The organism is Pseudomonas sp. Pseusp11 (assembly GCF_047304405.1).
Lineage (GTDB): Bacteria > Pseudomonadota > Gammaproteobacteria > Pseudomonadales > Pseudomonadaceae > Aquipseudomonas.
Map to the genome: position 1 here is coordinate 136,397 of NZ_JBGLZF010000004.1, position 20,328 is coordinate 156,724.

Sequence of the window (20,328 nt, forward strand, 5' to 3'; positions counted from 1 at the left end):
TCAGACAACTTTTCAAAAAGCTGTCACGTGTTCAGTTGCTCACTCTGTAACCCTTGCCGGGCTTTTGTTCTTCAACGAGCCAACAACCCGGTTCGCCCCCAAAACTGCAAGCGAACCGTCAATCAAGTACTACGTGTTACTCGGCGCTGACCAGGCTCGGTGAACCGAGATTGGCCAGCCGCACGCTGTTCTGCACCTGCTGGATTTCACCCGCAGAGCCGATCGGCCCCATGCGCACCCGATGCAGTGTCTGCTGGTTACGCACGATCGAGCTGATGAACACCGGAGCGCTCACCATCCCGCTGAGCTTCGATCTCAGGAGTTCTGCAGCGTCCGGGTTGGCGAACGCGCCCACCTGCAGATACTGGCCAGAGGCTGGTACAGAAGCGTTTTTTTTTGCATCGATCTGCACAGGCACAACGGCCGCGGCGTGTTGCTGCGGCGGTGGCGTCCATTGCTCGACGGTGCCAGTGGAAGCCGTCACGGTCGGCGCGGCATTTTGCGCCACTTGCGGCTCGTTGAGCATCAACGGTGCCGGACGACCTCTCTGCGCCCACCATTCCTGCGGGTCGATGCCTTCGACCTTGACCCGCGCCGTGCCGATTTCAGCGTAGCCAAGCTTCTTGGCGGCCGCGTAGGACAAGTCGATGATCCGGTCTGAATAGAACGGCCCACGGTCATTGACCCGCAGAATCACCGTCTTGTTGTTGTCCAGGTTGGTCACCCGAACGTAACTTGGAAGTGGCAAGGTCTTGTGGGCGGCGCTCATGCCATACAGGTCATACACCTCGCCGTTGGCGGTGTTCTGGCCGTGGAACTTGGTGCCATACCAGGACGCCGTGCCCGACGCGACGTAGGTCTTGGATTCCTGCAGCGGGAAGTAGGTCTTGCCCAGCACGGTGTACGGGTTGGCTTTATAAGGACCGCTGTGCAGGGTCGGCGTGGCATCCGGGATGCGCGATACGTCGACGTCCCACCAGGGTGCGCCATCCTTGTGCGCCCGGTTGATATCCAGGCCGGGGGCCGAACGAACGGCGGTGGAAGACTTCTGAGTCGGTGAGCGGCTGGTCGAACAACTGGCGACCAGCACCGCCAACGCGGCGAATGCCATGAGCTTCAGGGGTTTATTCATAGGCAATGCCCGCATTACTTGACGCCCCGTGCTTGGACCAGCTGTTCAGACAGTTGATGTACGGCCATGGCGTACATCACGCTGCGGTTATAACGCGTGATCGCGTAAAAATTCGTCAGGCCCATCCAGTATTCAGGGCCATTGTCACCTTCCAGGCGGAAAGCCGTGACCGGCATATCATCGCGCAGCGCATCATGACTCGACCAGCCCAGCGCCCGCAACTCCCCGACGGTTTTCGTCGGTTCGATGCCATCGGTCAGCCCGTCGTCCACCTGATCGCCGCGCACATCGGCACGACTGACCACAGGTTCGCCGGCAACCCAGCCGTGTTGCTTGAAATAACTGGCGACGCTGCCGATGGCATCGTCCGGGTTGGTCCAGATATTAATGTGGCCGTCACCGTCGAAATCCACCGCATAGGCGCGAAAGCTGCTCGGCATGAATTGCGGCAAGCCCATGGCCCCGGCGTAGGAGCCTTTGAGGGTCAACGGGTCGACCTGCTCTTCACGGGCCAGCAGCAGGAATTCACGCAACTCCTTGCGGAAGAAATCAGCACGGGGAGGATAGTCGAAACCCAGGGTCGACAAGGCGTCGATCACCCGATAATTACCGGTATTGCGACCAAAAAAGGTCTCGACGCCGATGATCGAGACGATCACCTGCGCCGGCACACCGTATTCCTGCTCGGCGCGAGCCAGCACCGCCTCGTGCTGACGCCAGAAGTCCACGCCACGGGCGATGCGCGCGTCGGTGATGAACATCGGGCGATATTCTTTCCACTGCTTGACGCGTTCGGCGGGTTTGGAGATCGCGTCCAGAATCGACTGTTTGCGCTCGGCTTCGCGGAACACGCCCATCAGCTGTTCACCGGCAAAGCCGTAGTCACGGGTCATTTCACCAACGAACTCGGCCACCTGGGGTGAACCTTCGTAATCGCCGGCCAATGCTTCCTGCACGGAACCAAGGATGCTCACCAGGCCGACCCACGGTGCGTATCGAGTCGCCCAGCCACGCATTACTTGCATTGAAATCTTCACCTTATTCAAACCTGCGCGATCCACTTGCGATGGGTATGGATCGACATCAAAACCCCAAACGCTGACAGCAGCGTCACCAGCGAAGTTCCTCCGTAGCTAATGAACGGCAACGGCACCCCCACCACCGGCAACAGGCCACTGACCATACCGATGTTGACGAAAACATAAACAAAAAACGTCATGGTCAGGCTGCCCGCAAGCAATTTGCCAAACAACGTCTGGGCCTGGGCGGTAATCACCAGCCCGCGACCGATCAACAGCAGGTAAATCAGCAGCAGCGCGCAGATGCCTACAAGGCCAAACTCTTCGCCCAGTACCGCAATAATGAAGTCGGTGTGACTTTCCGGCAGGAAGTCCAGGTGCGACTGGGTGCCGAGCAACCAGCCCTTGCCGAACACGCCGCCGGAACCAATGGCCGCTTTCGACTGAATGATGTTCCAGCCCGTGCCCAGCGGATCGCTCTCGGGGTCGAGGAAGGTCAGGATTCGCTGCTTTTGATAGTCGTGCATGATGAAGAACCACATCGCCACGGCCACCGGCACGGCGGCGGCAATCACGCTGAGGATCCAGCGCCAGCGCAGGCCGCCCATGAACAGCACGAATGCGCCACCGGCGAGGATCAGCAACGAAGTGCCGAGGTCGGGCTGACGCACGATCAGAATGAACGGGACACCGATCAGCACCAGACTGATCCCCACGTGCTTGAGCTGTGGCGGCAAGGAGCGCTTGGCCAAATACCAGGCGATGGTCGCCGGCATCAGGATCTTCATGAATTCCGAGGGCTGGAAGCGGATCACCCCGGGGATATTGATCCAGCGGGTGGCCCCCATGGCGTTGTGGCCCATGACGTCCACCACCACCAGCAAGATCACGCCGACCACATAGCCGAGCGGCACCCAGCGGGCCATGAAGCGCGGTTCGAACTGAGCGATGACGATCATCGATATCAGGCCGATGCCGAAGGAAGTGGCTTGCTTGGCCAGCAGATCCCAGCTCTTGCCGCTGGCCGAATACAGCACGAACAGGCTGCCGGCGGCGAGGGTCAGCAGCAGGATCAGCAGCGGGCCGTCGATGTGCAGGCGTTGCAACAGCGTCGCACGGCGACGCATCACATCCTCGCTTGAGAGCATGCGATCGAAATTATTCTTCACGGGCCGTAGCCTCCGCACTGATAGGGCTGGCGTATTCGGCTTTCAGTCGGCCGTCCTGGTCGAGGAGCCAGGCGTCCATCACTTGACGCACCACCGGCGCGGCGACGCCGGAGCCGGACTCGCCGTTCTCGACCATCACCGACACCACGATTTTCGGGTTGTCGGCCGGTGCGAAGCCGACGAACAAGGCGTGGTCGCGGTGGCGCTCCTGCACCTTGGAGCGGTCGTACTTCTCGCCCTGCTTGATCGCGACCACCTGGGCCGTACCACTTTTGCCGGCGATCCGGTATTGCGCGCCGATCGATGCCTTGCGCGCCGTACCCCGGGCACCGTGCATCACCTGCTGCATGCCGTGGTTGACCTTGGTCCAGTCCGACGGGTCGCGCAGGATAATGTCCGGCATCGGATTTTCATCCTTCGGCTTCTCGCCCTCGATGGTCTTGGCCAGGTGCGGACGATTCCAGACACCCTTGTTGGCCACCAGTGCTGTGGCCTGCGCCAGTTGCAACGGAGTGGACTGCATGTAGCCCTGCCCGATCCCGAGAATCAGCGTCTCGCCCGGGAACCAGGCCTGACGACGGGTCACGCGCTTCCATTCCCGTGTCGGCATCAGCCCCGGCGACTCTTCGAACATGTCCAGGGAGACCTTCTGGCCAATGCCGAATTTGCTCAGGTAGGACGACAAGCGATCAATCCCCAGCTTGTGCGCCAGGTCATAGAAGTAGGTGTCGTTGGAACGCATGATCGCCGTGTCGAGATCGACAAAGCCGTCACCGGTACGGTTCCAGTTGCGGTACTTGTGATCGTAGTTGGGCAGCATGTAGTAACCCGGGTCGAACACCCGGGTCGACGCCGTGACCACGCCCGCATCCAGGCCGGCAATCGCCACCGCAGGCTTGATGGTCGAACCCGGCGGGTACAGACCGCGCAGCACGCGGTTGAACAGTGGCCGGTCGATGGAGTCACGCAGCTCGGAGTAGGCCTTGAAACTGATGCCGGTGACGAACAGGTTCGGGTCGAAACTCGGCTGGCTGACCATCGCCAGCACTTCGCCGGTCGCCGGATCCAGCGCCACGACCGCGCCACGGCGACCGCCGAGTGCAGCTTCGGCGGCTTCCTGCAATTTGATGTCCAGGCTCAGGACGATGTCCTTGCCGGAAATCGGTTCGGTACGTTTGAGTACCCGCAGCACGCGGCCACGGGCGTTGGTCTCGACTTCTTCGTAACCGACCTGACCGTGCAATTCGGGCTCGTAGAAGCGCTCGATGCCGGTTTTGCCAATTTGATGGGTGCCGCTGTAACTCACCGGGTCCAGAGTCTTGAGCTCTTTCTCGTTGATCCGCCCCATGTAACCCACCGAGTGCGCAAAGTGCGCGCCCTGCGGATAGTGACGAACCAGCTGCGCGACCACTTCCACGCCCGGCAGACGGAACTGGTTCACCGCGATGCGGGCGATCTGCTCTTCGGTCAGCTCGAACAGGATCGGCACCGGCTCGAACGGCCGACGCCCCTGACGCATACGCTTCTCGAAGATCACCCGGTCCTCGGGCGTCAGCTCCAGCACTTCGACGATTACGTCGAGCACTTGCTGCCAGTCGCCGGAGCGTTCGCGGGTCATGCTCAGGCTGAAGCTGGGCCGGTTGTCGGCCACCACCACGCCATTGCGGTCGAAGATCAGCCCGCGAGTCGGCGGAATCGGCTGCACATGGACGCGGTTGTTTTCCGACAGGGTCGAGTGGTACTCGTACTGGATCACCTGAAGGAAATACAGCCGCGCGATCAGCACGCCGATCAGCGTCACGACCGCAATAGCCCCGAACACGACGCGGCCACGCACCAGACGGGCGTCTTTTTCGTGGTCCTTGATGCGGATCGGCTGGGACATGAGGGCAGAACTACTTGTGGTAAGGGTGGCCGGACAGCACTGTCCAGGCACGATACAGCTGTTCGCCGATCAGAATCCGCACCAGTGGGTGCGGCAACGTCAACGGCGACAACGACCAACGTTGATCCGCCCGGGCACAGACTTCCGGCGCCAGCCCCTCGGGGCCGCCGACCATGAAATTCACCGTGCGCGAGTCCAGCCGCCAGCGATCGAGCTCGACCGCCAGTTGCTCGGTGCTCCAGGGCTTGCCGTGGACTTCGAGGGTGACAACGCGCTCGTTCGGCCCGACCTTGGCCAGCATGGCTTCGCCTTCCTGACGGATAAAGCGCGCCACGTCGGCGTTCTTGCCGCGGGTGTTGAGCGGAATTTCCACCAGTTCCAGCGCCAGCTCGGAAGGAAGACGCTTGGCATATTCATGCCAGCCTTCTTCCACCCACTTGGGCATGCGTGAACCGACGGCGATCAGTCGCAGTCGCACAGCGTTCCCTTATTGCTGGTCTTTGTTGAGCTTGGTGAAATGCTCATGGGTGTTCTCAGGGCTGTGGTGTGCAGCGCTGGCAGAACGGCTTTGCTCGGCGCCGGCCCACAGGCGTTCCAGGTCATAGAACTGGCGCGCCGAGGCAGTCATCATGTGCACGATGACGTCGTCCATATCCAGCAGTACCCAGTCGCTGTCGCCCTTGCCTTCTTCACCCAGCGGCTTGACGCCTTGGGCTTTGACGGCTTCGCGGACCTTGTCCAGCATCGCGCCGATCTGGCGGTTGGAGGTACCGGTGGCGATGATCATGTAGTCAGTGATGCTCTGCTTTTCACGAACGTCGATCACCTGAATGTCCTGGGCCTTGACGTCTTCCAGGGCCGCTACGGCAACCTTGACCAGCTCTTCGCCGGCCAGTGGTGCGCCAGTTGGCGCTTCTACTGGCAGCGGTGCGCTCTTGAATGTGCCCTTGCGCTTTACTTTGTTTACGTCTTTGTCAGTCATATAAAACTCGTTTTGCTCGTATGTTCGGGCGCTTCGATACACGCATTCACGTGCCTTGAAGCGCGCCCTTTTTCAGTTCGACGCACGGTAAAGTCCGTGCGCATCGATGTAGGCCAGGACCGCGTCGGGCACCAGGAAACGTACCGACTTACCGCTGGCCAGCAGTTGACGGATCTGGGTGGCGGATACCGCGAGCGGTGTCTGCCAGACGAATGCAATCTGTCCGCTCGGCCCTTTGAGGGCCAGCGGGTCGCTCACCGAACGTGCTGCCAGCAGGTTGCGCAAGGCATCCGGCGGTTCGCTGTCGGCATCCGGGCGTTGCAGCACCAGGATGTGGCAATGCTGGAGCAACTCTTCCCAGCGGTGCCAAGTGGGCAGGCCGCAAAATGCGTCCCAGCCCAAAAGTAGAAAAACCTGGTCTGACGCGGCAAGTTCGGCGCGCATCAGTTCCAGGGTGTCGATGGTGTAGGACGGCTTGTCCCGCTGCAATTCGCGGGCATCCACCACCAACGGTGCCACACCGGCCACCGCGCACTTGACCATCGCCAGACGGTCCTTCGCCGATACCTGCGGCTTGTCCCGATGGGGCGGCCTGGCACTGGGTGTCAGACGCAACTCATCGAGCGCCAGCGATTCGGCGACTTCCAGCGCACCGCGCAAATGGCCGATGTGCACCGGGTCGAAGGTCCCGCCCAGTACGCCAATGCGTCGAGGCCGGGGCTCGCTGGCGGTCACAGGGGCTGACGGGTCGAGGTCGCCCAAGTCAGAGCGACTCCTGGCCGCGCAACTGACCATCACCGACCACGATGTACTTCTCGCAGGTCAGACCTTCGAGGCCCACCGGGCCGCGGGCGTGCAGCTTATCAGTAGAAATGCCAATCTCGGCACCCAATCCGTATTCGAAGCCATCGGCGAAGCAGGTCGGGGTGTTGATCATCACCGAGGACGAATCGACTTCAGCCACGAAACGCCGGGTGTCAGCCAGGTTTTCGCTGACGATCGAGTCGGTGTGATGGGAGCCGTACTGGTTGATGTGCTCGATGGCCTGGTCCAGCCCGTCGACCACGCGGATCGAGAGGATCGGCGCCAGGTATTCGGTAGTCCAGTCTTCTTCAGTGGCCGCGACGGCCTCGATGATCGCCCGGGTGCGCTCACAACCGCGCAGCTCGACGCCTTTTTCGCGGAACTGGGCAGCCATCGCTGGCAGAAACTCTTTGGCGACGGCTTGATCGACCAACAGGGTTTCCATCGCGCCGCAGATGCCGTAACGGTAAGTCTTGGCGTTGAATGCGATGCGCTGGGCTTTCGGCAGATCGGCGTGGGCACTGACGTAGACGTGACAGATGCCGTCCAGGTGCTTGATGACGGGCACGCGGGCATCGCGGCTGACCCGTTCGATCAGGCCACGGCCGCCGCGGGGCACGATGACGTCGACGTATTCGGGCATGGTGATCAGCGCGCCGACGGCGGCACGGTCGGTGGTTTCGACCACTTGCACCACCGCGGCCGGCAGATCGGCCTCGGCCAGGCCGCGCTGGATGCAGGCGGCAATGGCGCGGTTGGAGTGAATCGCTTCGGAGCCGCCACGCAGGATGGTCGCGTTACCGGACTTCAGGCACAGGCTGGCAGCATCGATGGTCACGTTCGGCCGCGATTCGTAGATGATCCCGATCACGCCCAACGGCACGCGCATCTTGCCGACCTGAATGCCCGACGGCCGATAACTCATGTCACGGATTGCGCCGACCGGGTCCGGCAGAGCCGCGACCTGACGCAAACCGACGATCATGCCGTCGATGCGCGCCGGGGTCAGCGCCAGGCGTTCCAGCAGGGCCGGCTCAAGACCATTGGCACGGCCGGCGGCCAAATCCAGTTCATTGGCTGCGGTCAGCTCGGCGCGCGCAGCATCCAGCGCATTGGCGGCCGCCTGCAAGGCGCGGTTTTTCTGCGCGGTGCTGGCACGGCCGATCACGCGGGAAGCTTCGCGGGCGGCGCGACCCAAACGGGTCATGTAGTCAAGAACGGACTCAGTCATGGTCTGCTGTGGTCTTGGTAAAGAGGAAAGCGGCAGATTATAGCTGTCGCGTCTCGGGACTAACAGCGGTGACGGGCGGATGGTCGAAATGGAAGGCAAATTGCCGACGTTCAGCCGTGATTAAGTTGCATATTGTTATCATCACGACTCAATCAGCCCTGATAAACGCTGTTCATCATGACTAATCTGACCGTTCGCACCTCCGACACACGCACGCCCAAGGCTCTGCCGGATGCTTTTTTCGACCGCGATGCCCAAACGCTGGCCCGGGATTTACTGGGGAAAATTATCCGTCACCGGGTCGACGACCTTTGGCTCAGCGCCCGGATCATCGAGACCGAAGCCTATTACTGCGAAGAAAAGGGTAGCCACGCCTCCCTGGGTTACACAGAAAAGCGTAAGGCTTTGTTTCTGGATGGCGGCCACATCTATATGTATTACGCCCGCGGCGGCGATTCCCTGAACTTCAGTGCCCAAGGTCCGGGCAATGCGGTGCTGATCAAATCCGCCTATCCATGGGTCGATGAACTGAGCGGGCCAGCCAGCCTGGCGCAGATGCTGTTGAACAATCCCGACGCCAAGGGCCGCCCTCGCCCCTCGCAAAAGCTGTGCGCCGGGCAGACCTTGCTGTGCAAGGCGCTGGGGCTGAAGGTGCCGGTCTGGGACGCCAAGCGCTTTGACCATGAAGTGCTGCTGGTGGAAGACATCGGGCCTGCGCCCGGCCACATCATCCAGACCACACGCCTGGGCATCCCCCAGGGGCGCGACGAACATTTGATGTACCGCTTCGTCGATGCGGCTTACGCCGCCTATTGCACTCGGAACCCGCTGCGACGTGGGCAAGTCGAAGGTCGCGATTATTTTTTGCTGTGAACACAGTCCCCTACACAGGTTCAATCAATACGATGGAGTTGTTTTTATGGGCCCATGGCTCGATAGCGTGACCGGTTGGCTGACGGTCAATCCGCAGTGGCTGGCCTTGGCGGTGTTCCTAGTGGCGTGTGTGGAGTGCCTGGCGATTGCCGGGCTGATCGTACCCGGTACGGTGTTGTTGTTTGCCGTGGCAGTACTGGCCGGCAGTGGCGCACTGTCGCTGGGTGAAACATTGCTGCTGGGTTTCCTCGGCGGCGTGCTGGGCGACATCGTTTCGTATTTCCTGGGGCGACATTTCCACCAGAACATCCGGCGCCTGCCGGGGTTGCGCCATCATCCGGAATGGATCGCCGGGGCCGAAGCGTATTTTCAGCGTTATGGCATTGCCAGCCTGTTGGTCGGACGCTTTATCGGCCCGTTGCGACCAATGCTGCCGATGGTCGCCGGAATGTTCGACATGCCCTTCCCCCGCTTCGCCGCCGTCAGCCTGTTGGCCGCCGCGGGCTGGAGCGTTGCCTATCTGCTGCCCGGCTGGGCCACCGGCGCGGCGATTCGCTTGCCATTGCCCGAAGGGTTCTGGCCCGAGGCCGGGATCGTTGCCGGCAGCATCGCCGTCATGGTGGGCTTGAGCATTACCAGCAGCATGCGCCGCCATCGCAAGGCGACGATGCTGATCACCGGCATGAGTTTTCTAATTCTGGCGGGACTGTTCATCGGCTATCCGCACCTGACCGCCCTCGACCAAGGGTTGATGACCCTGGTGCAGGAACACCGCAGCCCGATGCTCGATGAAGTAGCCGTGGTGTTCACGCTGATTGGCGAGTTCCGCAACATGTTTATGTTCAGCGCCCTGCTGATTGCCTTGCTGTTGCTGACGCGACAATGGCGGCACGCGATCTTTGCCGGCAGCACGTTGCTTTTCACCGCGCTGGGCAACACTGCAACCAAACACTTTTTCGCCCGCATTCGCCCGGAAGTGCTGAGCGATCCACTGACCAGCTACAGCATGCCCAGCGGCCACGCCTCGGGCTCGTTCGCGCTGTTTCTGACGCTCGCGGTGCTGGCCGGTCGCGGGCAGCCGCCGCGGATGCGCCTGACCTGGTTGCTGCTGGGTTGTTTGCCGGCGCTGGCGATTGCCCTGTCGCGGGTGTACCTGGGGGCGCATTGGCCTACCGATGTGCTGGCCGGAGCGATGCTGGCGGCATGCGTGTGTGCGGTGAGCCTGTGGCTGACGCAACGCCAGACGCCGCTCAACGCCATGCCACCCAAGGTCTGGTGGCTGGTGTTGCCGTCGCTGGTGGCGTTGTTTGGATTCTTTGTGTTGAGGCATTTGCCGCATGCTTTGCTGCGGTATGCGTATTAGAAGATCAAAAGCGGACGTCAGGCAAACAACTCACCCTGCAACTCATCCAGCAACGCCTGAATCGCATCCAGCCGTTGCTGCGGATCATCGAGTTGCAGCAAGTCGATCTTGTCCACCTCGGAAAACGGCAACAGGTACGCCAACTGATTGGCCAGCGACTGTTGCCCCGTCGCTTCGGTGCCCATGCTCAGCGCTTCGACCATCGGGTGTTCCGCCAAGGCCTTGAGCAGCGCGACCAGGTCGGCGTCTTCATCCTGTAACGGTTGTTCAGGCTCATCTTTGAGCCACTCGACTTCGGCGACGATCAACTGGTCGCGCTGCACCTCGGTGCGCACCACGTGGAAACGCCGCCCGCCCTTTACCCGAATGCCCAACAGGCCGTTGTCCTGCTGATGGAAATCGGTGATCAGCGCCTCGCACCCCACCCGCGCGTAGCCTTCAGGAGCGATGCCGACTTCTTCACCCTCGAGAATGCACACCACGCCGAAGCCACTGCCCTGTTTCATGCAACGACCGATCATGTCCAGGTAGCGCGCCTCGAAAATCTGCAAGTCGAGGATGCAGTCCGGAAACAGCACCGTGTTCAGCGGAAAAAGCGGCAAACTCATAGACATTTCCTTACACCACCATCGACACCGCCAACGGCAGGAATACCGCCGTGGCCACGCCCATCAGACTCATCGCCAGCGCCGCGAAGGCGCCGCACTCTTCACTTTCCTGCAAGGCCACGGAGGTGCCGACCGCATGGGCGGTCATGCCCAGTGCCATACCGCGGGCCTCCGGACTGTGGACACCGAGACGGGACAAAAGACTCGGCCCGAAGATCGCTCCGATCACCCCGGTAATCAACACGAACACCGCCGCCAGCGCCGCGACGCCACCAATCTGCTCCGCCACCAGCATGGCAATCGGCGAGGTGACCGACTTGGGGGCCATGGTCATCAGGATCATGTGTTCGGCGCCGAACCACCAACCCAGCAGCACACCCATGCCCGTGGCGACCACGCCACCTATCACCAGCGTAGTAAATATCGGCCAGAACAACTGTCGAATCCGCCGCAGGTTGAGGTACAGCGGCACCGCCAGCGCAACAGTGGCTGGCCCGAGCAAGATACTGAGGATCTCGGTGCTCTTGCGGTACTCAACGTAACTCAGGCCGCAACTGACCAGCACGCCGATGACCAGCAGCATGGAGACCAGCACCGGTTGCAGAAAAATCCAGCGGGTTTTCTCGAACGCCGCCAGCACCAATTGATATGCGCCCAGCGTAATGCCGATGCCGAACAGCGGATGATGAATCACCGACGCCCAGGCGCCGTGCCAATCGAACATCATTGGCTGTCCTCGGAATGGGCGTGACGCTTGACCAGGCGCTGCATCAGCACTCCGGCGAAGGCCATCGACAGCACCAGCGACAACACCAGCGCACCGGTGATCGCCCAGAAATCCGCGGCAATGTCAGTGGCATAAACCATCACCCCCACAGCCGGCGGCACCAGCAGCAACGGCAAGTAGCGCAGCAGGCTGCTGGCCGCAAGGTTCAGCGGCTCGCCGACTTGACCGCGGCTGATCAGATACCCCAGCAGCAACAGCAGGCCAATGATCGGCCCCGGCAGCACCGGCAAAAACAGATGATTGAGGGCTGTGCCGAGCAATTGAAACAGCACCAGCCAGGTCAGGCCACGTAACAACATCCATCCTCTCCCGCGCTCTCCCCCACCAAGCAGGGGCCGGACATTATAAGCATGCCCACGCTATGAATCGGCATTCGCCAAAAGCATGGTCAGTTGACCGGAGCAATTTGTCATGTTGATCTAAAGTGGTTCGCAGGGAGGTCAAGTCCCCCACTCGAAAAACTATAAATCCGATGAACCAAGGAGAGTCTCAATGCCCTATGTTCCAGTTGCAGAGCTCAAAGATTATGTCGGCAAGGAACTCGGATGTTCCCAATGGCTCACCATCGACCAGGAACGCATCAACCTGTTCGCAGAAGCCACAGGCGATTATCAGTTCATCCATGTCGACCCGGTCAAAGCCGCGCAAACGCCTTTTGGCAGCACCATCGCCCATGGTTTCCTGTCGTTGTCGCTGATCCCCAAACTGATGGAAGACATCCTCATCCTGCCCGAAGGCGCGAAGATGGTGGTCAACTATGGCCTGGACAGCGTGCGTTTCATCCAGCCTGTGAAGGTTAATTCCAGGGTTCGACTCAAGGTCGACATGAACGACGTCACCGAGAAGAAACCCGGCCAATGGCTGCTCAAGGCCACCGCTACGCTTGAAATCGAAGGATCGGACAAACCGGCCTATATCGCCGAGCCATTGTCCCTCTGCTTCGTCTGACACATGCCTGATTGCGAAGCAGCTCATGCTGTTTCGCGCGGTGTCTGTGCCGTGTCTCTATAAATGCGACACATAGCTGCGGCATACTCCGTCGCCTAATTGCCCGGATCCCGCTATGCGCTCACTTGCACTCCTTGCCCTGACCCTGATGCTCACCGCTTGCGGCGATGGCGAATCGCTGTTGCCCCCCGACGCCCGCCTGCCGGACGGCGGACGCTATCGTGGTGATCTGGTCAACGGCTTGCTGCAAGGCGAGGGTCGCATCGATTACCCGAACGGCAGCTGGTACGCCGGTCACTTCGACAAAGGCCAATGGCATGGCCAGGGAGAATGGCACGGCAGCAACGGCGAGGTCTATCGTGGGCAGTTCCAGCAGGGGCTGTTCGACGGCCAGGGCACGCTGACCACCACCGGCAGCAGCTACACCGGCGGTTTCAAGGCCGGTCGACGGGACGGAGAAGGCACCCTCAAAGAAAACGCCATGACCTACCGTGGCGAATTCAAGGCCGACCAATATTCAGGGCTCGGTCGTCTGGAACTCGAAGACGGCAGCCAGTACCAGGGTCAGTTCGCCCACGGCAAACCCAACGGCGAAGGCCAGCGCAGCGATGGCAGCGGCAATCAGTTCACCGGGCATTTCGTCGATGGCCAGCTGGAAGGCAACGGTACTTTCAACAGCGCCGATGGCGATATCTACGTCGGTGGGTTCAAGAACAATCAATTGCATGGCAAGGGCCGCTACGAAAACGCCGATGGCGATGTCTGGATCGGTCAGTTCAAGGAAGGCGTGCTGAACGGCAAGGGCGAGTTGATCGGCGCCGATGGCAGTCACTACATCGGTCAGTTCAGCGACTGGCGTTTTACCGGCCAGGGCCGCTTGAACCTGGCCGATGGCAGTTTCTATATCGGCCAGTTCGACGGCGACAACTATCAGGGCAAAGGCACGTTGGTGCTGACCGATGGCACGGTGCTGAGCGGCACCTGGATCAACAGCCAGCGCGTGCGCGACGCCGACGGCAAGCTGCTGCCCGACACCCTGGAACTCGGCTTGCTGGCCCAGGGCCGCTTGCTCGACGAAGCACTGGCCAACGTGCCGGCCTCGACTCCGGCGGTCGAACTGTACACCTTGACCCTGGGCGGTGACGGCAAGCAGAGCGTGTTCCTGCGCGAATCCGACTACGTCGCCAACATGCTCGCCAGCCGTTTCGGCGCTTTCGGCCAGATTCGCCTGGTCAACCATCGCGACCACCTCGGCGACCGGCCGATGGCCACCCGGGAAAACCTGCGCCGCGCCGCCCAGACCCTGGCCGAGCGCAGTGGCCCGGAGGACTTGCTGTTCATTTACTTGACCAGCCATGGCTCCAGTGAACACGAGCTGGTACTCGACCAGCCACGCATGGAACTGGCCGACCTGCCGGCCGACGAACTCGCCGCCGTCCTCGCGCCCCTGAAGAAGCGCGACAAAATCATCGTGATTTCGTCTTGCTATTCCGGCGGCTTCATCCCTGCCCTCAAGGATGAACACACCCTGATCATGACCGCCTCGCGCGCCGACCGGGTGTCCTTCGGGTGTTCGGAAGAAGCCAACTTCACCTATTTCGGCGACGCACTGTTCGCCCAGGCGCTGAACCAGACCGACGATCTGGAGCAAGCCTTCAAACGGGCCAGCGCCACCGTGGCCGAGCGTGAGCTGGCGGACAGCTTCGAAGCTTCCGAACCGCAGATATGGGCACCGAAAGCCGTGCTCGCCCATTGGCAATTGTTACGCAAGCAGCAGGCACGAAAGGCATTGCAAAGTGTCTCTATCAGCAAGGATGAAAAGAGCAACTAAGCTGAACAGTATCAAGGGGGAATTTTTATGTACTTGACGCCTCAGCATGTATTGCTTGCCGGAGCTACCGGGTTAACCGGTGAACATTTGCTTGACCGTCTGCTCAACGAGCCAACGATTGCACGCGTATTAGCCCCCTCACGCCGGCCACTGGCCGAACACCCTCACCTGGAAAACCCGGTTGGTGACCCGACGGTGTTTCTGCCGCAATTGAACGGTCGCGTCGACGTCGCCTACTGCTGCCTCGGCACCACGATCAAGCAAGCCGGCTCCGAGGAAGCGTTTCGCGCGGTGGACCTGGACATGGTCGTGGCCTTCGCCAAACGTGCCCGGGAAATGGGCGCACGGCACCTGATCGTGATCAGTGCCTTGGGGGCCGACCGCAGATCGCCGATTTTCTATAACCGGGTTAAAGGCGAGATGGAACACGCATTGCGCGCGCAGAATTGGCCGCAGCTGACCATCTGCCGGCCTTCGCTGTTGCTGGGCGATCGCGCCGAGCCGCGACTGGCCGAACGGGTTGCCGGTCCGTTGTCGAAATTGATTCCGGGCAAATACCACGGCATCGAAGCCTGCCAACTGGCCCGCGCCATGTGGCGCCTGGCGCTGGAAGAGCAGGATGGCGTACGGATTGTCGAGTCGGATGAGTTGCGCAAGTTAGGCAAGTGATTTCAGATCGATATCGGACCTGTGGCGAGGGGGCTTGCCCCCGTTCGGCTGCGAAGCAGTCGTAAATCCAGGCGATTTGGTGCAACTGAAGAAACGGAGGGCCGCTACGCGACCCAACGGGGGCAAGCCCCCTCGCCACAGGGAGCGCAGCTACCCTCACAATCCGCCGGTCGCCTGAAACCCAACGCCTAAAACCGTCAACAACGACAACGGCAACAGCAGTGTGTCGAGCAAAGCACTGGCTGGCAGATCGACGCCGGGATAACTCGGCGCCTCTGCGCCAAATCTGTCCATGGCGCAGCACCCACCGTTCATTGCATACAAGTCCAGACGCGTCCCCGAATACACCACCGGCGCCCCGGGTTTGGCGGCATCGAGGGTGCGCGCCGTGGCGCAGCCCGTCAGTTGCACCGCCAGCAGAATGATCAGCAGCTTATTCATCACTGCTCAAATGGTGTTCACCCCAGCGCGGCAGCATGTCTTGCGGAATGTTCAGCAGATTGAGAATTCGCGCCACGACGAAGTCGATCAAGTCATCAATGGTTTGCGGCTGATGATAGAAGCCTGGCGATGCCGGCAGAATCGTCACGCCCATGTTCGACAGCTTGAGCATGTGCTCCAGATGGATGCTCGAATACGGCGCCTCGCGCGGTACCAGAATCAGCTGGCGGCGCTCCTTCAACGTCACGTCGGCCGCCCGCTCGATCAAGTTGTTGCAGGCCCCGGTCGCGATAGCCGACAAGGTCCCGGTGGAACACGGCACCACCACCATCGCCGCTGGCGAGCCGGAGCCCGAAGCCACCGGCGACATCCAGTCTTCCTTGCCGTACACCCGAATCTGCCCGACGGCGGCACCGGTGTATTCAGTAAGGAAGGCTTGCATCATCTGCGGCTTGGACGGCAGCGAGACATCGGTCTCGGTGGCCATCACCAGCTGCGCGGCCTTGGAAATCAGGAAGTGCACCTCGCGGTCTTCACGCACCAGGCAGTCGAGCAGGCGCAAGCCGTACTGGGCGCCCGAAGCGCCGGTCATCGCCAGCGTGATGCGTTCCGGACCGTTGTTCATTGCAGCGCCTCGGCCAGTTTGCCGTGCAGGCCGCCGAAGCCGCCGTTGCTCATGATCACCACGTGAGTGCCGGGCTGGGCCTGGCTCTTCACGCGCTCGATGATGCCTTCCAGCGAATCGCTGACAATCGACGGCACGGTGCACAATGCCGCCGTGGCACCCAGGTCCCAACCGAGGTTGGCCGGCGAATACCAGATCACCTGATCGGCATCGACCACGCTTTCCGGCAAGCCATCGCGGTGAGCACCGAGCTTCATGGAGTTGGAGCGCGGCTCGATGATCGCGATCAGCGGCGCATCACCGATGCGCTTGCGCAAACCGTCGAGGGTGGTGGCGATGGCGGTCGGGTGGTGGGCGAAGTCGTCGTAGATGGTGATGCCACGGACTTCCGCAACTTTTTCCATCCGGCGCTTCACGCTTTTGAACGCGCTCAGTGCCGCGACGCCCATCGACGGCACGACGCCGACGTGACGCGCAGCGGCCAGGGTGGCCAAGGCGTTGGCGACATTGTGCTGACCGGTCATGTCCCACTCGACCACGCCTTGAGCGACGCCTTCGAACATCACTTCGAACTTCGAGCCATCTTCACTGAGCAGTTTGACCTGCCATTGACCGCCGGCGCCGGTGGTTTGCACTGGGGTCCAGCAGCCCATCTCGATCACGCGCTGCAAGGCCGGCTCTGTGGTCGGATGGATCACCAGGCCTTCGCTCGGAATGGTCCGCACCAAATGGTGGAACTGTCGCTCGATGGCCGCCAGATCAGGGAAGATGTCCGCGTGATCGAACTCCAGATTGTTCAGGATCGCCGTGCGCGGGCGGTAGTGAACGAACTTGGAGCGCTTGTCGAAGAATGCGCTGTCGTATTCGTCGGCTTCAATCACGAAGAACGGCGTATCGCCCAGACGCGCCGACACCGAGAAATTCTGCGGCACGCCACCGATCAGGAAACCCGGGCTCATGCCGGCGTGTTCCAGGACCCAGGCAAGCATGCTGCTGGTGGTGGTTTTGCCATGCGTGCCGGCAACCGCCAGCACCCAGCGGCCTTGCAGTACGTGATCCGCCAGCCATTGCGGGCCGGAGACATACGGCAGGCCTTTGTTCAGCACGTACTCGACGGCCGGGTTGCCGCGGGACATGGCATTGCCGATCACCACCAGGTCCGGGGCCGGATCGAGCTGCGCCGGGTCGTAACCTTGGGTCAACTCAATGCCCTGGGCTTGCAGCTGAGTGCTCATCGGCGGGTAGACGTTGGCATCGGAGCCGGTCACGCGATGGCCCAGCTCTTTGGCCAGAACCGCCATCGAACCCATGAAAGTGCCGCAAATACCAAGAATATGAATGTGCATAGTCGACCTCGTAAAACATGGCCGCAGGTTAGCGTAGGGAGGGGAAAATCGCACTCTTTAGCTGAACGCGGCACAACCGCCTGACTGATCGAGCGCGTTTTTTTGTGGCGAGGGAGCTTGCTCCCGCTGGGTTGCGAAGCAGCCCCAAAACCAGCCAACGCGGTGTGCTAGCTGGATCACGGTTGCCAACTTTACGACTGCTGCGCAGCCGAGCGGGACGGTGCGGCGATCCGACAAGCTCCCTCGCCACAAAAACGCTTATCGGGCGATGCCGTGTTTGCGCAGCTTCCGGTAGAGGGTATTGCGGCTCACGCCCAACTGTTCGGCGGTGTGGGTCATGTGCCAGCGCTGCTGTTCCAGTGCATTGAGCAATGCCAGCCGCTCGGCATCGTCCAGCGGATACTCGGACGGCTCTTCAATCGTCGCCGCTGCCACCGGCCGGGCCTGACGAATCATCGCCGGCAAATCTTCCAGTCCTATCCGACCGCCGTCACACAGCGCCGCCAGGGTCCGCAGCACATTGCGCAACTGCCGCACGTTCCCCGGCCAGGCAAAATCCAGCAAGGCCTGCCGCGCCGCTGCATCAATCAATACCGTCTCCCCACCCGCCTCTTCGGCCAGCAGAAAGTCGAGCAGCTGTGATTTATCCGTGCGCTCGCGCAAGGCCGGCAATGCGACTTCCAGCCCATTGAGCCGGTAATACAAATCCTCGCGGAAACTGCCGTCCTGCACCCTTTCGAGCAGGTTACGGTGAGTGGCGCTGATGATCCGCACATTGACCGATTCCGGCTCGCCGCCAATCGGCACCACCTGACGGTCTTCCAGCACCCTTAATAGCCGGGTTTGCATGCTCAGCGGCATGTCGCCGATTTCATCCAGGAATAATGTCCCGCCATCGGCCTGCTGCAACTTGCCGCGCATGCCTTCCTTGCGGGCACCGGTGAAACTGCCGCCGCGATAGCCGAACAGCTCGCTTTCGATCAGGCTTTCGGGGATCGCCGCGCAATTGAGGGCGACGAACGATTTTTCTGCCCGCTGACTGGCCTGATGCACGGCCTTGGCGAAAGCCTCCTTGCCACAGCCGGTTTCACCGTTGATCAGCAACGGCACATCCCGCTCGAACACCCGCAAGGCCTTGCGGAAGTCTTCCTGCAGCGCGGCGTCACCCAGGCAAATACCTGACAGCCGTGGACGCTCGACCACTGCCGGGCTTTGCACCACGGGTGCCGGAATGCTGCGCGGCTGCCCGCGCAATACAGCAAACAGCCGCCGCCCGTCGCGGGTGCGCAACGGCCAACTGGCGCTGGCATTGGCGCTCGCGCGGCCGAGCAACTCGTCCAGAGAGCAATCGAAGAACGCCTCCACCGGCTGGCCCAACAGCCCGCCGCGAATATGCCCCAGCAAATTCAGCGCACTCTGATTGACCGCACAGATCCGCCCTTCGCCGTCGAACGCCAGCAGCCCTTCGCTGAACAGCCCGACGGATTCGGCCTGCAAGTGAAAACGCAGCAGCCATTGATTGTCGAAGTAACGCAGGAAATAACAGCTCTCGATCATCTTCGCCGACAGATTGACCAGGGCCATGGTGTGAAACTGGCTCTGCCGCGAAACCTCGTGACGCGCCGAAGACACGTCGAGCACTGCCAACAGCTCACCATGAGGATCGAACACCGGGCTTGCCGAGCAAGTCAGGCCGGTGTGGCGGCCGCGAAAGTGTTCGTCCTGGTGGATGGTCAGGGACTGGCGCTCTACCAGACAGGTGCCGATACCATTAGTGCCTTCGCAGGCTTCGCTCCAGTCGGCGCCAAGCCAAAGGCCGGCGCGTTCGAAAATCTTCCGTTCGGCGGGTGCGGTGACGCAGTTGAGGATCACCCCACGGGCGTCGGTCAGCAGCACCGCATGGCCGGCGCCGGAGAGTTGCTGGTGGAGGCTGGTCATTTCGTTGCCGGCGATCTGCAGCACTTGCTGCAAACGTTCGCGGCTTTCCAGGATGCGGCCATGTTCCAGCACTGTCGGCGCCATGGTCAGGGCCGGGTCGAGGTGATAGTCCTCAAGGCAACGCAACCAGGAACGGGCAATGGACGGATCGCTGCCGGGGCCGTGCAGGTGGGATTTACCCTGGGTCACGGTCAACACTTGCTGGGCATGGCGACTCAAATGGTTGTCGTGCATTTCTTATTATTCTCCCCGATAGGTGAGTGCTTACCTATAACCACTTCCTGTGGCGAGGGGGCTTGCCCCCGTTCGGCTGCGCAGCAGTCGTAAATCCTGAGCATGCGGTGTATCTGGTAAATCGAGGTGAATGGTTTGGGGGCGGCTTCGTTGCCCAACGGGGGCAAGCCCCCTCGCCACACAAGCTCCCTCGCCACAGAGGATTACCTGTGTGTCAATTTGAGGCCCAGCATCCTCCAGCCATCGACGCATTGCAATGCTGGCAAGCCCCATAGGTCACAGGCTGTGCCACAAGCGGTACAAAGTGTCACACGGGTTGTACCGCAAGCGTCACAAGCACCGGCCTGCCGTCCGACAAAAAACACACAAGCCCTTGATTTACCTGACCCACAAGGCGGTGGCCCGACCTTTGCTCTACGCTTGTTACCGCGCTCTGGCGCGTC

General features: G+C 61.4%; 20 protein-coding genes. 5 read left to right on the top strand and 15 right to left on the bottom strand.

The window, feature by feature from the left end; genetic code table 11:
- Nucleotides 1-136: 136 nt before the first annotated feature.
- From ACCC96_RS04705 to ACCC96_RS04740, 8 genes are all read right to left on the bottom strand, one after another.
- Nucleotides 137-1,147 (bottom strand): septal ring lytic transglycosylase RlpA family protein, encoded by a 1,011-nt coding sequence (locus ACCC96_RS04705; protein ID WP_026345997.1) that lies wholly within the window; start codon nt 1,145-1,147, stop codon nt 137-139.
- Nucleotides 1,147-2,157 (bottom strand): lytic murein transglycosylase B, encoded by a 1,011-nt coding sequence (gene mltB, locus ACCC96_RS04710; RefSeq protein ID WP_018925755.1) that lies wholly within the window; start codon nt 2,155-2,157, stop codon nt 1,147-1,149. The genes ACCC96_RS04705 and mltB overlap by 1 nt, the downstream gene beginning before the upstream one ends.
- A gap of 17 nt (nt 2,158-2,174) precedes the next feature.
- On the bottom strand, nt 2,175-3,278 hold the full coding sequence (rodA, locus tag ACCC96_RS04715; protein ID WP_019650887.1) for a rod shape-determining protein RodA: 1,104 nt from the start codon (nt 3,276-3,278) through the stop codon (nt 2,175-2,177).
- 31 nt (nt 3,279-3,309) lie between these two features.
- Nucleotides 3,310-5,205, bottom strand: a complete 1,896-nt coding sequence (mrdA, locus tag ACCC96_RS04720; protein WP_007937437.1) for a penicillin-binding protein 2 — start codon at nt 5,203-5,205, stop codon at nt 3,310-3,312.
- Between the two features lie 10 nt (nt 5,206-5,215).
- Nucleotides 5,216-5,683: a 23S rRNA (pseudouridine(1915)-N(3))-methyltransferase RlmH gene (gene rlmH / locus ACCC96_RS04725; protein WP_007937439.1), complete on the bottom strand. Its 468-nt coding sequence runs from the start codon at nt 5,681-5,683 to the stop codon at nt 5,216-5,218.
- 9 nt (nt 5,684-5,692) lie between these two features.
- Nucleotides 5,693-6,187: a ribosome silencing factor gene (rsfS, locus tag ACCC96_RS04730; RefSeq protein ID WP_019581345.1), complete on the bottom strand. Its 495-nt coding sequence runs from the start codon at nt 6,185-6,187 to the stop codon at nt 5,693-5,695.
- Nucleotides 6,188-6,259: 72 nt separating this feature from the next.
- Nucleotides 6,260-6,949 carry a nicotinate-nucleotide adenylyltransferase gene (gene nadD / locus ACCC96_RS04735; RefSeq protein WP_018925751.1) on the bottom strand — a complete coding sequence of 230 codons (690 nt, stop codon included), beginning with the start codon at nt 6,947-6,949 and terminating at the stop codon, nt 6,260-6,262.
- Between the two features lies 1 nt (nt 6,950).
- On the bottom strand, nt 6,951-8,222 hold the full coding sequence (locus ACCC96_RS04740) for a glutamate-5-semialdehyde dehydrogenase (protein ID WP_138866357.1): 1,272 nt from the start codon (nt 8,220-8,222) through the stop codon (nt 6,951-6,953).
- 177 nt (nt 8,223-8,399) lie between these two features.
- On the opposite strand from ACCC96_RS04740, the gene ACCC96_RS04745 reads away from it, so the two are divergent.
- Both ACCC96_RS04745 and ACCC96_RS04750 read left to right on the top strand, forming a co-directional pair.
- Nucleotides 8,400-9,095, top strand: coding sequence for a DNA-3-methyladenine glycosylase (locus ACCC96_RS04745; protein WP_413695112.1), 696 nt, complete (start codon nt 8,400-8,402; stop codon nt 9,093-9,095).
- 46 nt (nt 9,096-9,141) lie between these two features.
- Nucleotides 9,142-10,458 (top strand): bifunctional DedA family/phosphatase PAP2 family protein, encoded by a 1,317-nt coding sequence (locus ACCC96_RS04750; protein ID WP_413695113.1) that lies wholly within the window; start codon nt 9,142-9,144, stop codon nt 10,456-10,458.
- 17 nt (nt 10,459-10,475) lie between these two features.
- On the opposite strand, the gene ACCC96_RS04755 is transcribed toward ACCC96_RS04750, so the two are convergent.
- Genes ACCC96_RS04755 through ACCC96_RS04765 form a run of 3 tightly spaced genes read right to left on the bottom strand, consistent with a single transcriptional unit; the run spans nt 10,476 to nt 12,152 of the window.
- Nucleotides 10,476-11,066, bottom strand: coding sequence for an LON peptidase substrate-binding domain-containing protein (locus tag ACCC96_RS04755; protein ID WP_018925747.1), 591 nt, complete (start codon nt 11,064-11,066; stop codon nt 10,476-10,478).
- Nucleotides 11,067-11,076: 10 nt separating this feature from the next.
- Nucleotides 11,077-11,793 carry an LrgB family protein gene (locus ACCC96_RS04760; protein ID WP_413695114.1) on the bottom strand — a complete coding sequence of 239 codons (717 nt, stop codon included), beginning with the start codon at nt 11,791-11,793 and terminating at the stop codon, nt 11,077-11,079.
- Nucleotides 11,790-12,152 (bottom strand): CidA/LrgA family protein, encoded by a 363-nt coding sequence (locus ACCC96_RS04765; protein WP_064620620.1) that lies wholly within the window; start codon nt 12,150-12,152, stop codon nt 11,790-11,792. Before ACCC96_RS04765 ends, ACCC96_RS04760 begins: the two co-directional genes overlap by 4 nt.
- A gap of 193 nt (nt 12,153-12,345) precedes the next feature.
- Between ACCC96_RS04765 and ACCC96_RS04770 the strand changes: the two genes are divergently transcribed.
- The 3 genes from ACCC96_RS04770 (at nt 12,346) to ACCC96_RS04780 (ending at nt 15,301) form a co-directional block, all read left to right on the top strand.
- Complete coding sequence (locus ACCC96_RS04770) at nt 12,346-12,801, top strand: MaoC family dehydratase (RefSeq protein ID WP_018925744.1); 456 nt, start codon at nt 12,346-12,348, stop codon at nt 12,799-12,801.
- 115 nt (nt 12,802-12,916) lie between these two features.
- A complete protein-coding gene (locus tag ACCC96_RS04775) occupies nt 12,917-14,632 on the top strand; it encodes a C13 family peptidase (RefSeq protein ID WP_258671252.1) in 1,716 nt (571 codons plus the stop codon).
- Nucleotides 14,633-14,659: 27 nt separating this feature from the next.
- A complete protein-coding gene (locus tag ACCC96_RS04780) occupies nt 14,660-15,301 on the top strand; it encodes an oxidoreductase (protein ID WP_019650883.1) in 642 nt (213 codons plus the stop codon).
- A 156-nt stretch (nt 15,302-15,457) separates the two neighbouring features.
- On the opposite strand, the gene ACCC96_RS04785 is transcribed toward ACCC96_RS04780, so the two are convergent.
- The 4 genes from ACCC96_RS04785 to ACCC96_RS04800 all read right to left on the bottom strand — a co-directional run bounded on the left by ACCC96_RS04785 (nt 15,458) and on the right by ACCC96_RS04800 (nt 19,885).
- Nucleotides 15,458-15,742: a YceK/YidQ family lipoprotein gene (locus ACCC96_RS04785; RefSeq protein ID WP_019650882.1), complete on the bottom strand. Its 285-nt coding sequence runs from the start codon at nt 15,740-15,742 to the stop codon at nt 15,458-15,460.
- A complete protein-coding gene (ubiX, locus tag ACCC96_RS04790) occupies nt 15,735-16,367 on the bottom strand; it encodes a flavin prenyltransferase UbiX (protein WP_258671253.1) in 633 nt (210 codons plus the stop codon). Before ubiX ends, ACCC96_RS04785 begins: the two co-directional genes overlap by 8 nt.
- Nucleotides 16,364-17,713, bottom strand: a complete 1,350-nt coding sequence (mpl, locus tag ACCC96_RS04795) for a UDP-N-acetylmuramate:L-alanyl-gamma-D-glutamyl-meso-diaminopimelate ligase (protein ID WP_258671254.1) — start codon at nt 17,711-17,713, stop codon at nt 16,364-16,366. Before mpl ends, ubiX begins: the two co-directional genes overlap by 4 nt.
- 258 nt (nt 17,714-17,971) lie before the next feature.
- Nucleotides 17,972-19,885 (bottom strand): sigma-54-dependent Fis family transcriptional regulator, encoded by a 1,914-nt coding sequence (locus tag ACCC96_RS04800; RefSeq protein WP_413695115.1) that lies wholly within the window; start codon nt 19,883-19,885, stop codon nt 17,972-17,974.
- Nucleotides 19,886-20,328 lie beyond the last annotated feature (443 nt).

Bases quoted from the DNA above. Each gene is read 5' to 3' on its own strand.
- ACCC96_RS04765 (WP_064620620.1), bottom strand. From the start codon at position 12,152: ATGTTGTTACGTGGCCTGACCTGGCTGGTGCTGTTTCAATTGCTCGGC.
- ACCC96_RS04800 (WP_413695115.1), bottom strand. From the start codon at position 19,885: ATGCACGACAACCATTTGAGTCGCCATGCCCAGCAAGTGTTGACCGTG.
- ACCC96_RS04770 (WP_018925744.1), top strand. From the start codon at position 12,346: ATGCCCTATGTTCCAGTTGCAGAGCTCAAAGATTATGTCGGCAAGGAA.
- ACCC96_RS04785 (WP_019650882.1), bottom strand. From the start codon at position 15,742: ATGAATAAGCTGCTGATCATTCTGCTGGCGGTGCAACTGACGGGCTGC.
- ubiX (WP_258671253.1), bottom strand. From the start codon at position 16,367: ATGAACAACGGTCCGGAACGCATCACGCTGGCGATGACCGGCGCTTCG.
- ACCC96_RS04775 (WP_258671252.1), top strand. From the start codon at position 12,917: ATGCGCTCACTTGCACTCCTTGCCCTGACCCTGATGCTCACCGCTTGC.
- rsfS (WP_019581345.1), bottom strand. From the start codon at position 6,187: ATGACTGACAAAGACGTAAACAAAGTAAAGCGCAAGGGCACATTCAAG.
- ACCC96_RS04760 (WP_413695114.1), bottom strand. From the start codon at position 11,793: ATGATGTTCGATTGGCACGGCGCCTGGGCGTCGGTGATTCATCATCCG.
- ACCC96_RS04705 (WP_026345997.1), bottom strand. From the start codon at position 1,147: ATGCGGGCATTGCCTATGAATAAACCCCTGAAGCTCATGGCATTCGCC.
- rodA (WP_019650887.1), bottom strand. From the start codon at position 3,278: ATGCGTCGCCGTGCGACGCTGTTGCAACGCCTGCACATCGACGGCCCG.
- ACCC96_RS04740 (WP_138866357.1), bottom strand. From the start codon at position 8,222: ATGACTGAGTCCGTTCTTGACTACATGACCCGTTTGGGTCGCGCCGCC.
- ACCC96_RS04755 (WP_018925747.1), bottom strand. From the start codon at position 11,066: ATGAGTTTGCCGCTTTTTCCGCTGAACACGGTGCTGTTTCCGGACTGC.
- mltB (WP_018925755.1), bottom strand. From the start codon at position 2,157: ATGCAAGTAATGCGTGGCTGGGCGACTCGATACGCACCGTGGGTCGGC.
- ACCC96_RS04780 (WP_019650883.1), top strand. From the start codon at position 14,660: ATGTACTTGACGCCTCAGCATGTATTGCTTGCCGGAGCTACCGGGTTA.
- mpl (WP_258671254.1), bottom strand. From the start codon at position 17,713: ATGCACATTCATATTCTTGGTATTTGCGGCACTTTCATGGGTTCGATG.
- mrdA (WP_007937437.1), bottom strand. From the start codon at position 5,205: ATGTCCCAGCCGATCCGCATCAAGGACCACGAAAAAGACGCCCGTCTG.
- ACCC96_RS04745 (WP_413695112.1), top strand. From the start codon at position 8,400: ATGACTAATCTGACCGTTCGCACCTCCGACACACGCACGCCCAAGGCT.
- ACCC96_RS04750 (WP_413695113.1), top strand. From the start codon at position 9,142: ATGGGCCCATGGCTCGATAGCGTGACCGGTTGGCTGACGGTCAATCCG.